General features: G+C 73.8%; 11 protein-coding genes. 7 read left to right on the top strand and 4 right to left on the bottom strand.

Going from position 1 to position 12,786, the window contains the following annotated elements; translation table 11 throughout:
• Positions 1–75 precede the first annotated feature (75 nt).
• The 6 genes from SM452_RS06175 (at position 76) to SM452_RS06150 (ending at position 5,999) form a co-directional block, all read left to right on the top strand.
• The gene (locus SM452_RS06175; protein ID WP_402810910.1) at positions 76–1,044 is read left to right on the top strand and encodes a sulfonate ABC transporter substrate-binding protein; all 969 of its coding nucleotides are present in this window, start codon (positions 76–78) and stop codon (positions 1,042–1,044) included.
• Entirely contained in the window at positions 1,041–1,877 is an 837-nt protein-coding gene (locus SM452_RS06170; RefSeq protein ID WP_262011830.1) for an ABC transporter permease, read from the top strand. The genes SM452_RS06175 and SM452_RS06170 overlap by 4 nt, the downstream gene beginning before the upstream one ends.
• On the top strand, positions 1,850–2,575 hold the full coding sequence (locus SM452_RS06165; protein WP_355507993.1) for an ABC transporter ATP-binding protein: 726 nt from the start codon (positions 1,850–1,852) through the stop codon (positions 2,573–2,575). Before SM452_RS06170 ends, SM452_RS06165 begins: the two co-directional genes overlap by 28 nt.
• A 16-nt stretch (positions 2,576–2,591) precedes the next feature.
• A complete protein-coding gene (locus SM452_RS06160) occupies positions 2,592–3,998 on the top strand; it encodes a selenium-binding family protein (RefSeq protein WP_262011832.1) in 1,407 nt (468 codons plus the stop codon).
• Positions 3,995–4,633 (top strand): hypothetical protein, encoded by a 639-nt coding sequence (locus tag SM452_RS06155; protein ID WP_262011833.1) that lies wholly within the window; start codon positions 3,995–3,997, stop codon positions 4,631–4,633. Before SM452_RS06160 ends, SM452_RS06155 begins: the two co-directional genes overlap by 4 nt.
• 82 nt (positions 4,634–4,715) lie before the next feature.
• A complete protein-coding gene (locus tag SM452_RS06150; protein WP_463839459.1) occupies positions 4,716–5,999 on the top strand; it encodes a sulfite oxidase in 1,284 nt (427 codons plus the stop codon).
• A gap of 7 nt (positions 6,000–6,006) precedes the next feature.
• On the opposite strand, the gene SM452_RS06145 is transcribed toward SM452_RS06150, so the two are convergent.
• From SM452_RS06145 to SM452_RS06135, 3 genes are all read right to left on the bottom strand, one after another.
• Entirely contained in the window at positions 6,007–6,549 is a 543-nt protein-coding gene (locus SM452_RS06145) for an RNA 2'-phosphotransferase (protein ID WP_355507997.1), read from the bottom strand.
• A gap of 201 nt (positions 6,550–6,750) precedes the next feature.
• Complete coding sequence (locus SM452_RS06140; protein ID WP_463839458.1) at positions 6,751–7,800, bottom strand: aldo/keto reductase; 1,050 nt, start codon at positions 7,798–7,800, stop codon at positions 6,751–6,753.
• A 77-nt stretch (positions 7,801–7,877) separates the two neighbouring features.
• Positions 7,878–9,845: an ABC transporter ATP-binding protein gene (locus tag SM452_RS06135; protein ID WP_463839457.1), complete on the bottom strand. Its 1,968-nt coding sequence runs from the start codon at positions 9,843–9,845 to the stop codon at positions 7,878–7,880.
• A 244-nt stretch (positions 9,846–10,089) separates the two neighbouring features.
• On the opposite strand from SM452_RS06135, the gene pgi reads away from it, so the two are divergent.
• A complete protein-coding gene (gene pgi, locus SM452_RS06130; protein ID WP_262011838.1) occupies positions 10,090–11,724 on the top strand; it encodes a glucose-6-phosphate isomerase in 1,635 nt (544 codons plus the stop codon).
• A 494-nt stretch (positions 11,725–12,218) separates the two neighbouring features.
• Here pgi and SM452_RS06125 read toward each other — a convergent pair whose 3' ends face one another.
• Positions 12,219–12,761, bottom strand: coding sequence for a GNAT family N-acetyltransferase (locus tag SM452_RS06125; RefSeq protein ID WP_194799155.1), 543 nt, complete (start codon positions 12,759–12,761; stop codon positions 12,219–12,221).
• Positions 12,762–12,786: the final 25 nt, after the last annotated feature.

The raw sequence follows: 12,786 nt of genomic DNA, 5'->3' as shown, positions 1-12,786 counted from the left end.
CCCATAAAACCTATCGGGTTGGTAGGTTGCTGTCGCCCGCCGACGGCCGGGCCCATCCCTCCCCGAGGAGTCGCCATGCGTACCCCCAGAACCCGCCGCCGGCCGCTGGCCGCGCTGCTCACCACCCTCGCACTGCTCGCCGCGACGGCGCTGACGGCCTGCGGCGGCGAGGCGGCCGACGCCAGCGGCGGCGACGGACCGCTGCGGATCGGCTACCAGCGCTTCGGCGGGCTCAGCCTGGTCAAGGCGCGCGGCGACGCGAAGAACGTCACCTGGTCGCTGTTCGAGAGCGGCCCGGCGCTGACCGAGGCACTGAAGGCCGGCTCGATCGACATCGGCCAGGTCGGCGAGGCGCCACCGGTGTTCGCCGCCGCCGGAAAGATCCCGTTCTCCGTGGTCGGCACCTCCCAGCCGATCCCGCAGGGCGAGGCAGTGCTGGTCAAGGCGGACAGCCCGTATCGTGGATTCGCCGACCTGCGCGGGAAGACGGTCGCGCTGAACAAGGGCTCCAACGTGCACTGGCTGCTGGTCAAGCTGCTGGAGGCGAACAGGATGACGCTCGCCGACATCAACGTGAAGTACCTCAAGCCCGCCGAGGGGCGGCCCGCGTTCGACAACGGGCAGGTCGACGCGTGGATCATCTGGGATCCGTACTTCGCGCTGGCCGAGCAGCCGGGCGTACGGGTGCTCGCCGACGCCACCGGCCTGGCCGGCAACCGCGAGTACGTGCTGGCCGCACCGGACGCGGTGAAGAACCGCACCGACGACGTACGCGCGTTCCTGGACACGTACCGGCAGACCACCGACTGGGGTATCGCCCACCCGGGCGAGCGGGCCGCCGTCCTCGCCCCGGAGCTGAAGATCCCGCTCGACGTGACCACCCGGGCGCTGGCCCGCAGCGCCAAGCCGCTCGCCCCGGTCACCCCGGAGATCGGCGCGGAGTTGCAGGCCATCGCGGACAGCTTCGTGGAGCTGAAGCTCGTGCCCGGACCGGTCGACATCGCCGGACGGGTGGACGGCCGGTTCAACGAGGCGTTCCAGTGAGCGGTCCGGCGCTGGCCGAGGCGGCCGCTCCGGTCGTACCCGAACGGGCGACGCCGCGGCGGTCGCGGGCCCGCGCGTCGCGGCGGTGGCGGCGCGCGGCGAGCCCGGTCGTGCTGGTACTCGCCTGGGAGGCCGCCGCGCGGACCGGGCTGCTCGCCGCGGAGAAGTTGCCCGCGCCCAGCGCGGTGCTCGCGACCGGGTGGCGGCTGGCGAGCGACGGGACACTCGGCGTGCACCTGCTCGACTCGCTCACCCGCGCCGCCCTCGGCCTGCTCATCGGCGGCGGCCTGGCGCTGGTGCTCGGCGCGGCGGCCGGGCTGCTGCGCCTCGGCGACGACCTGGTCGACCCGCCGGTGCAGATGGCCCGGATGCTGCCGCACCTGGGCCTGGTCCCGCTGCTGATCATCTGGGTCGGCATCGGCGAGTCGCTGAAGGTCACGCTGGTCGCGCTCGGCGCGTTCTTCCCGATCTACTTCAACACGTACGCCGGCATCCGCGACATCGACGAGCGGCTGGTGGAGGCGGCGCGTACCTGCGGTCTCGGCGCGGCGGCCCGGCTGCGGCACGTGGTGCTACCCGGCGCGCTGCCGTCGCTGTTCCTCGGGCTGCGGCTGGCCATCGGCGCGGCCTGGCTCAGCCTGGTCGTCGGCGAGCAGGTGAACGCGCAGACCGGCGTCGGCTTCCTGATGATGGAGGCGCGCGAGTTCAGCCAGACCGACGTGGTGGTGCTCGGCCTGCTCGTCTACGCGCTGTTGGGGCTCGCCTCCGACCTGCTCATCCGGTACGCGGAGAGGAGGACGCTGGCGTGGCGACGCGGACTGCGCGCGACCTGACCGGGCCGGTGCTCACCGCACGCGCGGTGACCCGGGCGTTCGGCCCGGCGGTGGTGCTGGCCGGGGTGGACCTGACCATCGGCGCCGGGGAGACGGTGGCGCTGCTCGGCGGCAGCGGATCCGGCAAGAGCACGCTGCTGCGGGTGCTGGCCGGGCTCGACGGCGACGCGGGCGGCGAGCACGCGGTGCACGGCACCGCCGCGGTCGTGTTCCAGGAGCACCGGCTGCTGCCGTGGAAGCGGGTGGCGGACAACGTGGCGCTCGGCCTGACCGGGCCGGACGTGGGCGACCGGGTCGGCCGCGCACTGGCCGAGGTGGGGCTCGCCGACCGGGGCCGGGCCTGGCCGGCCGAACTGTCCGGCGGGCAGGCGCAGCGCGTCGCGGTGGCCCGCGCGCTGGTCCGCGAACCGGACCTGCTGCTGCTGGACGAGCCGTTCGGCGCGCTGGACGCGCTGACCCGGCTGCGCATGCAGGGGCTGCTGCGGCGGCTGCGCGCCCAGCACGGCTTCGCCGCGCTGCTCGTCACCCACGACGTGGAGGAGGCGCTGCTGCTGGCCGACCGCGTCCTGCTGCTCGACGACGGCGTGATCGCCGAGGAGGTGCCGGTACGCCTCGGCCCGTCCCCGAGCCCCGACGACCCGGCCCTCGGCGCGCTGCGCCGCCACCTGCTCGACCGCCTCGGCGTACCCGCCGGCTGACCGCGAGGGAGAACCGATGACCCGCTGGACCCCCGACCCGACCTTCTACCCCTCCCCCGCGCTCGCCGCCACCGCGCCGGCCGAGAAACTCGCGTACGTCGCCGCGTTCGACCGCGCCGGGCAGCGCCCCGACGCCATCGCGGTCCTCGACACCGACCCGGACTCCGGCTCGTACGGCCGGGTGGTGGGCTGGACCGAGCTGCCGAACACCGGCGACGAGCTGCACCACTTCGGCTGGAACGCGTGCAGCAGCGCGCTCTGCCCGACCGCGCCGCACCCGCACGTGGAACGCCGCTACCTGATCGTGCCGGGCCTGCGCTCGTCCCGGATCCACGTGCTGGACACCAAGCCCGACCCGCGCCGGCCGAGCCTGGTCAAGGTGATCGAGGCGAAGGAGCTGGGCGAGCGTGCCGGGTACTCCCGCCCGCACACCGTGCACTGCGGGCCGGACGGCATCTACGTCTCCGCGCTCGGCGGCGCGGACGGGCAGGAGGGGCCCGGCGGCATCGCCGTGCTCGACCACACCACCTTCGAGGTACGCGGCGCGTGGGAGGCCGACCGGGGGCCGCAGTTCCTGGCGTACGACTTCTGGTGGCACTACACCCAGGACGTGCTTGTCACCAGCGAGTGGGGCACGCCGTCGATGATCGAGGACGGCATCGTCGGTGAGCTGCTGCTGGGCCGCAGGTACGGGCACGCGATCCACTTCTGGGACCTGGCGAGGCGCCGGCACGTGCAGCGCGTCGACCTCGGCGACCAGTACCAGATGCCGCTGGAGCTGCGCCCCGCGCACGACCCGACGAAGTCGTACGGCTTCGTCGGCGTGGTGATCAGCGTCGAGGACCTGTCCGCCTCGATCTGGCTGTGGCACCGCGACGGCGACACCTGGGCGGTGACCAAGGTGATCGACATCCCGGCCGAGCCGGCCGACCCGGCCGACCTGCCGGACCTGCTCAAGCCGTTCGGTGCGGTGCCGCCGCTGGTCACCGACATCGACCTGTCGGTGGACGACAGGTTCCTGCACGTCTCCTGCTGGGGCACCGGCGAACTGATCCGCTACGACGTCAGCGACCCGTTCCACCCGGTACGCGTCGGCTCGGTGCGCCTGGGCGGCATCGTCAACCGCACCCCGCACCCGGCGTACCCGGACGAGCCGCTGGCCGGCGGCCCGCAGATGGTCGAGATCAGCCGCGACGGCCGCCGCGTCTACGTCAGCAACTCGCTCTACGGCGCCTGGGACGACCAGTTCTACCCCGACGGGGTGGGCGCCTGGGTGGCGAAGCTGGACGTCGACCCGGCGACCGGCGGCCTCGTGCCGGACCCGCGGTTCTTCCCGCGCGGCGAGGAGTTCCGCGGCCTGCGCGTGCACCAGACCCGGTTGCAGGGCGGCGACGCCTCGTCCGACTCGTACTGCTTCCCGTGACCGGCGCGACCTGGGCGGCGCTGGCCGGCCTCGGCGCGTTCCACGGCCTGAACCCGGCGATGGGATGGCTGTTCGCGGTGGCCCGGGGCCTGCAGGAGCGTCGCCGGGCGGCGCTCCTGGCGGCCCTGCCGCCGATCGCGGCCGGCCACCTGGCGTCGGTGGCGGTGGTCGCCGCCCTGGTCAGCGCCACCCGGTCGGTGACGGCGAGCACGCTGGTCGCGGTGGCCGGCGGGGTGCTGCTGGTCGGGTTCGGGCTGTGGCGGCTGCTGTCCGAGCGGCACTTCCGGTGGGCCGGCATGCGGCTGTCGGCGGCGCAGCTCACCGCCTGGTCGTTCCTGATGTCGGCGGCGCACGGCGCAGGCCTGATGCTGCTGCCGGTGCTGCTCGCCGAACCGGCGGCCGGCGCCGGCCCGCACGCCGGGCACCTCGCCGCCGCGCCGGCCGGCGCGCTGACCGGCCTGCTCGCCGCCGCCGTGCACACAGTCGCCATGCTCGCCGTCGCGCTGGTGGTGGCCTTGCTGGTGTACGAGGTGCTCGGCGTCGGTGTGCTGCGCCGGGCCTGGTTCAACGTCGACCGGCTCTGGGCCGGTGTGCTCGTGGCGGCCGGGGTGGTGACGCTGATCGCTGCGGCGTGAGTCGCCACCACCTGCGACGGATCGACGAAAAGTCCTACTGATTGAATAGGAAAGGCAGCGTCGCCTACCCCGGAGGTCAGCAGTGAGTCACTCCCCGTCCCCCGCCGAAGCCGTCCACGACGCCGACCGGAGCCGGCAGTGGCTCGCCGGGCAGGCACACGGGCCGGGCGTCGACCGCGACCGGCTGCTGGAGGTGGGCGCGGCGATGGCCGCGGTGACCGCCGCCGCCGCGGAACGCGAGCCGGTCGCGGTGGGGTCCGCGCCGGTCGGCGTCGACCCCGGCGCGCCGATCGTCAAGCCGCTGCCGGCGGACCTGCTGCGCCCGCTGGACACCAACGCCGAGATGCGCTGGCCGTCGATGGCCGGCCAGGGGTACGTGGTCCCGACCGACCGATTCTTCGTCCGCAACCACACCGTCACTCCGCACCTGGACGCGGCCACCTGGCGGCTGCGCCTGGTCGGCGACGGCCTGCGCGGCGCGCCGACCCGCGACAAGCCGGTCGAGTTCGACCTCGACGAGCTGCGCCGGCTCCCCGCCGAGGAGCACGCGGCGCTGCTGGAGTGCGCCGGCAACGGGCGGCGCTACTTCGCCGAGCAGCAGGACGAGCCCGCCCCGGGCGTGGCGTGGGGGCTGGGCAGCGTCGGCGTGGCCCGGTGGCGTGGCGTGCGGCTCGGCACGGTGCTGCGCCTGGCCGGGCTGCGCGACAAGGCGGTCGACGTGATGCCCGAGGGACTCGACCCGGACTACGTCTCCGGCGGGGTCAACCTCGGCCGGGTACGCCGACCGATGCCGGTCGCGAAGGCGCTCGACGACGTGCTGCTGGCGTACGAGATGAACGGCGAGCCGCTGCCCCCCGACCACGGTTTCCCGGTACGCGTCGTGGTGCCCGGTTGGGTCGGTATCTCCTCGATCAAGTGGGTCGGCGCGATCGAGGTCTCCACCACTGCCCTGTTCTCGCCGTGGAACACGCAGTTCTACCGGATGTTCGGCCCCGGCCACCCGGCCGACGGCACCGTCCTCACCGCCCAGCCGGTCCGCAGCGCGTTCGAGCTGCCCTGGGACGCCCGGGTGCCGGCCGGCGAGGAGATGCTGCTGACCGGCCGCTCCTGGTCCGGCAACGGCCCGATCGCGCACGTCGAGGTGGACACCGGCGACGGGTGGCGCCCGGCCGACCTGGTCGCCGCCGACCGGGGCGGCGCCTGGCAGCGCTGGACCGTCCGGTGGCGTCCGCCGGGCGCGGGCCGGCACGTGCTGCGCGCCCGCGCCACCGACTGCACCGGCGCCGTCCAGCCCGACCGGGCCGCGCCGAACGACCTCGCGTACCTGTTCGACGCCGTGGTGGCCCACCCGGTGACCGTCTGCTGACCGCCGCTCAGGTGGTGCCGAGGTAGGGCGGCGGCACGGAGTCGGTGAGCCACACCCCGTTCGCCGAGCGGTAGAACAGGTGCCCGGCCTCGGCCATCGCCGCCGCGTCCACGGTCAGCACCACCACCGCGCCGCCCCGGCGCGCGCCGACGCGCCGGGCCGTCGCCACATCAGGTGACAGGTGTACGTGGTGCCGCCCGCCCCGGCGCAGCCCCTGCGCCCGGATCGCGTCCAGCACTGCCTCGCCGGTGCCGTGGAACAGCCGGGGCGGCGGCGCGGCCGGAGTGAGGCCGAGGTCGACCGGGACGGAGTGGCCCTGGTTGGCGCGGATCCGGTCGGCCCCGTCCGGGCCGGCCTCCACGGCGAAGCGCTGCTTGTCGTTGCCCGCGACCACGGCGTCCAGCTGGGCGCGGCTGATCCTCAGCCCGGCGAGCACGTCGGCCACCGGCACCCAGCCGGCCCGGTCGAGTCGCAGCCCGTACGCGTCGGGCCGGTGCCGCAACGCCAGCGACAGCCGCTTGCTCACCCGAACAAGTTCCCGATGTTCCACAGGCCCAGTGTGGAGCCGCCCCCGTCCCGTGTCGACGCAGTTCCCCACCCGCCCCGCCCCGCCCCGCCTCGCCTCGCCCCGCCGATCTTGCGGTTTGCGCCCCTCGAGTGTCCGGTTCGCGCTGTCTGCCGGGGCCGGAACTCCATGATCGACGGGCTGAGGGCTGAGGGCGGAGACGGGGGTTGGCGGGAGGAGCGGGGGTCAGGCGGCGGCCCGCTCGGGGAGGGGGCGGCGGCGGTGGGACGGGTCGGTCAGGGTCGGCGGGGACCAGGCGCCGTCGGGCTGGTAGAGGTTCGTGCCCGGCGGGACGATTTCGTCGATGCGGTCCAGCACCGCGTCGTCGAGCGTCAGCTCCGCCCCGGCCAGCAGCGCGTCCAACTGGTCCATCGTGCGCGGCCCGATGATGGTCGAGGTGACCGCCGGGTGCACGGCGGTGAACGCCACAGCGAGCTGCGGCAGTGTGCAGCCCACCTCGCCGGCGAGCGCGACCAGGTCCTCCACGGCAGCGTACTTGGCGGTGTTGCCGGGTAGCGCCGGGTCGAACCGGGCCGGGGTGAGTGCCGGGCGGCCCGCGCCGAGGTCGACGGGCCGCCCCTGCCGGTACCGGCCGGACAGGAACCCGGAGGCCAGCGGGCTCCACACCAGCACACCCATCCGGTAGCGGCGGCAGACCGGCAGCACCGACGTCTCGATGCCGCGCGCCAGGATCGAGTACGGCGGCTGCTCGGTGCGGAACCGGGCGAGCGCACGCCGTTCGGCGACGTGGTGCGCCTCCACGATCTCCTCGGCCGGGAAGGTCGAGCAGCCGAACGCACGGATCTTCCCGGCCCGGACCAGGTCGGTGAGCGCGGCGAGCGTCTCCTCGACGTCGGTGGTGTGGTCCGGGCGGTGCACCTGGTAGAGGTCGATCCAGTCGGTGCCCAGCCGGCGCAGGCTGTCCTCGACCGCACGGACGATCCAGCGTCGCGAGTTGCCGCCCCGGTTGGGCCCCTCCCCCATCGGGAAGTGGACCTTCGTGGCGAGCACCACGTCGTCGCGGCGGCCGCGCAGGGCCTTGCCGACGATCTCCTCCGACTCGCCGGCCGAGTACATGTCGGCGGTGTCGACGAAGTTGATCCCACGGTCGAGTGCCGCGTGGACGATCCGGGCGCAGTCGTCGTGGTCGGGGTTGCCGACCGCGCCGAACATCATGGTGCCGAGGCAGTGGACGCTGACCTCGATGCCGGTGCCGCCGAGGACGCGATAGCGCATGTGAACTCCCTGGGTTGCACCGCGCCGGCCGGGTGGCGCGCGGTCCGGTCACGGTAGGAGTTCGAGTGCGCTGGAGGTCAACCGTCGGCGGGTTCCGCGCTGCCGGCGAGGTAGCCGGCCGCCTGCAACTCGAACAGCTCGCGGTAGAGCCCGCCCTGCGCCATCAGCGTGTCGTGGTCGCCTGACTGCACGAGCCGGCCGTGGTCCATCACGAAGATCCGGTCGGCGTGCCGGACGTTCGCGAGCCGGTGGGTGATCAGCACGACGGCCCGGTCCGGGTGCCGCCGCAGATGCTGGAAGAGGGCGTGCTCGGCACGCGCGTCGAGCGCGGCGGACGGCTCGTCGCAGATCAGCAGCCGGGCGTCGCGGTAGAGGCCGCGTGCGGCCACCAGCCGCTGCCACTGCCCGCCGGACAGGTCCTGGCCGTCCTTGAACTGCCGGTCCAGCAGCGTGTCGTACCCGAACGGCAGCTCGCTGATCATGTCGTGCGCGGCGGCGTCGCGGGCGGCGGTCTCCACGCTCGGTCCGGGGCCGTCGGCGCGGTCGTGGCGGCCGACGCGGATGTTCTGCCGGGCGGTGAACGGGAACTTCCACCAGTCCTGGCTCATCACCGCGACCTGGGCGGCGGTCTGGCGTGGATCCAGTTCGGCGGCGTCCACGCCGTCCCAGCGGATCGTGCCGCCGGTGGGCCGGTAGAGGCCGGCGATCAGCTTGGCGAGCGTGGTCTTGCCGGAGCCGTTCTCCCCCACCAGCGCGATCACCTCGCCGCGCCGGAACGTGAGGCTGACCTCGTCGACCGCCGCACTGTCGGTGTCCGGGTAGCGCAGGCTGACCCGGTCGACGTCGATCCGCGTGAACCCGTCGACGGGCAGGTGCCCGCCGGCCGGGATCCGCCGTGCCGCCCGGTCGAGGAAGTCGCGGTAGTCCTGGTAGTAGAGAGCGTCCTCGTAGAGCGAGTTGGTGGCGAAGATCGCGGTGCGCAGGCTCGTACGCGCGGCCTGGAGCGCGAGCAGCGCGGTGGCCGCCGCCGCGAGCGCCACCACACCGCCCATCAGCAGCCCGCCCAGTACGGCATAGACCGCGAACGCGGCCACGCCGGTCACCGACAGGCCGAGCCCTCGGGTGACTGTCTGCGAACGGGCCAGCCGGAGCTGGGCCTGGGTCTCGACGGTCATCATCCGGTGGTACTCGGCCAGCAGGAAGTCCCGCATCTGGTAGGCACGGATCTCGGCGGCGGTGTGCCGATCGGCCATCAAACGGGCCAGCAGGTACATCCGGCGGCGACGGGTGATCCAGGCCAGCAGCGCCAGGTACTGCCGCCGCGCCAGTTTGACCGCGGTGACGGCCTCGGGCACCGCGGCGAGCAGCAGGCACGGCAGCAGGACGGGCTGGATGACGGTGACCGCGGCGGCGGTCGCCAGCACACCCACGACGCCGGTCACCAGGTTCACGGTGTGGTCCACGATCGACGCGGCCTCGGCCATGCCCCGATCGCGGGCACGATCCATCTCCTCGGCGAAGCCGGCGTCGTCGAACGCGGCGAGTTCCACAGCGGTGGTCGCCTCGAACAGCCGGAGTTCCACCTGGTAGTTGATCTGCGGGATGAGCCGCGCCTGCGCCCAGCCGGCGGCGACAGTCAGCGCTCCCCGGGCCGTCACGGCGGCGGCCGCGAGCAGCAGCGCGGGCAGGGCCGCCCGGATCCGGTCCGGTGTGGGCCCGTCGGCGAAGAGTTGCTGGAGCACGCCGGTGGTGGCGAGCAGCCCGAAGGTGGTGAGCAGGCCGGCGACCACGTTGAGCCCGATCGAGGCGAGCGTGTCCCGGCGGCTGGTCGCCCAGGCCAGGCCGATGGCCTCGCGGACGAGGGCAGGCAGCCGGCGCGCCACCGACCAGAAGCTGGTGTGGGCGAACTCGGTGGCGCGGTTCATCCAGTGCCCGTCCGCCAGCTCCGGCAGCGGCGTTTCGTCACCCGCCGCGCTCCCGGCCGCGGCGGATTCGTCCGGCGGGCGCTCGTCCGAGGGGCGCCGAGGACCGAAAACCGCTGCCATACGCGTCTCCTCCGGTACGCCGACGACTCCGGAGCTTACGTTCCGCAATCGACAGATGTCTCCCCGTGTTCGGCGTGTCGTACAGGCGTCCCAACGGCGTGTCCCGTGGCGGTGGCCGGAAAGACCCGCCCGCACGGTGGTCGCCGCCGGGTCGCGTCGCGCGCGGCCGGTCCGGGTGGCAGGCTTGTGGGGTTCGCCGGCGCGCGCCGGCCGACCGCCCGTCGTGAAGGAGAAGATCGACCCGATGGCTGTGGACGTCACCACCACCGACGAATGGCAGGCGCTGCGCAAGCACGCCGAGGCGATGCGCGCCACGCACCTGCGCGACCTGTTCGCCGCCGACGGGCAGCGGGGTGAGCGGCTCACCGGTGAGGTCGCCGACCTGCACGTGGACTACAGCAAGAACCTCGTCACCGACGAGACGATCGCGCTGCTCGGCGCGCTCGCCGAGCGGGTCGGCCTGACCGACCGGATCGCGGCCATGTTCGCCGGACGGCACATCAACGTCACCGAGGACCGGGCCGTGCTGCACACCGCGCTGCGCCTGCCGGCCGACGCGTCACTCACCGTGGACGGCCAGGACGTGGTCGCCGACGTGCACGCCGTGCTGGACCGCATGTCGGCGTTCGCGCAGCGCGTGCGCTCCGGCTCGTGGCGGGGCCACACCGGCGAGCGGATCACCACGGTGGTGAACATCGGCATCGGCGGGTCGGACCTCGGGCCGGTGATGGCGTACGAGGCGCTGAAGGCGTACCGGGACGCGGGCATCGGCTGCCGGTTCGTGTCGAACATCGACCCGACCGACATCCACGACAAGACGGCCGACCTGGACCCGGCGAGCACGCTGTTCGTCGTGGTCTCGAAGACGTTCTCCACCCAGGAGACGCTCGCCAACGCCGACCAGGCGCGGCGCTGGCTGCTCGCCGGGCTGGACGCGGACGACGACGCGGTGGCCCGGCACTTCGTCGCGGTGAGCACCAACGAGCAGCGGGTCCGCGACTTCGGCATCGACCCGGAGAACATGTTCGGCTTCTGGGACTGGGTGGGCGGGCGCTACTCGCTGCCGTCCGCGGTCGGCCTGTCGGTGATGCTGGCGATCGGGCCGGACCGGTTCCGCGAGATGCTGGCCGGCTACCACGCGGTCGACGAGCACTTCCGGTCCGCACCGGTGGAGCGCAACGTGCCGGCGCTGCTCGGCCTGCTCAACGTCTGGTACACCGACTTCCTCGGCGCGGAGACCCACGCGGTGCTGCCCTACTCGCAGTACCTGCACCGGTTCCCCGCCTACCTCCAGCAGCTCACCATGGAGAGCAACGGCAAGTCGGTACGCGTCGACGGCTCGCCGGTGACGTACCCGACCGGGGAGATCTTCTGGGGCGAGCCGGGCACCAACGGGCAGCACGCCTTCTATCAGCTCATCCACCAGGGCACCCGGCTGATCCCGGCGGACTTCATCGCGTTCAGTCGGCCCAACCACGACCTGGGCGACATGCACGACCTGTTCATGTCGAACTTCTTCGCCCAGACCGCCGCGCTGGCGTTCGGGCGGACCCGGGAGCAGGTGGAGGCCGAGGGCACCGCGCCCGAGGTGGTGGCGCACCGGGTGATGGCGGGCAACCACCCGACCACCTCGATCCTGGCGCCGAAGCTCACCCCGGCGACGCTGGGTCAGCTGATCGCGCTCTACGAGCACATCACGTTCACCGAGGCCGCGATCTGGGACATCAACGCCTTCGACCAGTGGGGTGTGGAGCTGGGCAAGGTGATGGCCAACCAGCTCGCGCCGAAGCTCACCGGGCCGGACCCGGACCTGGCCGACGTGGACACCTCGACCGCCGAGCTGATCCGCCGCTACCGGGCCGAGCGCGGCCGGAGCTGACCGCACCCCGTGGCGTCCCGCGTACACCGGCGGGACGCCACGGGTCAGCGGCGCAGCAGGTCGGCGTGCGCGGCGCGCAGCCGGGTCAGCGCCGCGTCGCCGGCCGGCGCGCGGCGGTCGAGTTCGGCCCACGCCTCGGCGAGCGCGTCGGCCAGCGCCCGCAGCTCGGCGGCGTGCCGCCGAGCTGGACTGCCGGTGCAACTCCTCCAGGCGGCGGGCCCAGCCGGCGCTGATCGCGGCGACGCGTTCGGCGTCCGCGCGCGCCTGGGCGCCGGTGCGGGCGGCGGACGCGGGCACGATCGCGGCGACCGGCCGGGGATCGCCGTCGCGGGTGACGACTGTGACGGTGTCGGTCAGCTCGGCCAGGGAGACGATCTGGGTGAGCCGGGTGCGGACCTCGCGCAGCGGCAGGGCGCGCGGCTGGGGGGACCGGTCGGCCAGTGCGGGGACAGCCATGGACAGATGTTCACGTCCGGGTACGACAATTTCGGCGGTCAGCCGGTCCACTCCGGCGCCAGCACGGACCAGACCTCCAGGTCGGCGCGGCCGTCGGGCGTCGGTGCGGCGCCGCGCATGACGCCGTCGCGGCTCATGCCGAGCCGCCGCGCCACGGCGACGCTACGGTCGTTGCCGGCCTTCGTGACCCACTCGACGCGGTGGATGCCGCGCTCCCGCACCGCCCAGTCGATGACGAAGCGGGCGGCGCGGGTGACCAGGCCCTGCCCCTCGGCGCCGGGTTCCAGCCAGCAGCCCGCCTCGCACACCCCGCGTTCGGTGCTCAGCGACACGAACAGCACGCCACCGACGAGCGTGCCGCGCTGCCAGATGCCCCAGATGCCGCCGTCGTCGCGGGCCCACCGGTCGGCGTACGCCTGGAGGACCTTGCGGGCCGACGCGGCGTCGGTGGCGACGAAGGACGCGCCGACCCAGGGCGAGATGTGGTCGCGGCAGCGGTCGAGGTTGGCCAGGAACTCGTCGGCGTGCCAGGGCGACAGTGGACGCAGCTCGGCGTCGTCGGTGAGGGCGTGGGCGAACATCCGAGGAAGCTAGCAGGACCGTCCC

This window comes from Micromonospora sp. SYSU B005, from assembly GCF_055362685.1.
The sequence above is the reverse complement of the archived record's forward strand: the minus strand, read 5'-3'. Positions and strand labels throughout refer to the sequence as shown.

What these genes read in the sequence shown, in the direction of transcription:
- SM452_RS06140 (WP_463839458.1), bottom strand. Translation starts at nt 7,800, where the DNA reads ATGCGCTATCGCGTCCTCGGCGGCACCGGCATCGAGGTCAGCGTCCAC.
- SM452_RS06135 (WP_463839457.1), bottom strand. Translation starts at nt 9,845, where the DNA reads ATGGCAGCGGTTTTCGGTCCTCGGCGCCCCTCGGACGAGCGCCCGCCG.
- SM452_RS06160 (WP_262011832.1), top strand. Translation starts at nt 2,592, where the DNA reads ATGACCCGCTGGACCCCCGACCCGACCTTCTACCCCTCCCCCGCGCTC.
- SM452_RS06175 (WP_402810910.1), top strand. Translation starts at nt 76, where the DNA reads ATGCGTACCCCCAGAACCCGCCGCCGGCCGCTGGCCGCGCTGCTCACC.
- SM452_RS06125 (WP_194799155.1), bottom strand. Translation starts at nt 12,761, where the DNA reads ATGTTCGCCCACGCCCTCACCGACGACGCCGAGCTGCGTCCACTGTCG.
- pgi (WP_262011838.1), top strand. Translation starts at nt 10,090, where the DNA reads ATGGCTGTGGACGTCACCACCACCGACGAATGGCAGGCGCTGCGCAAG.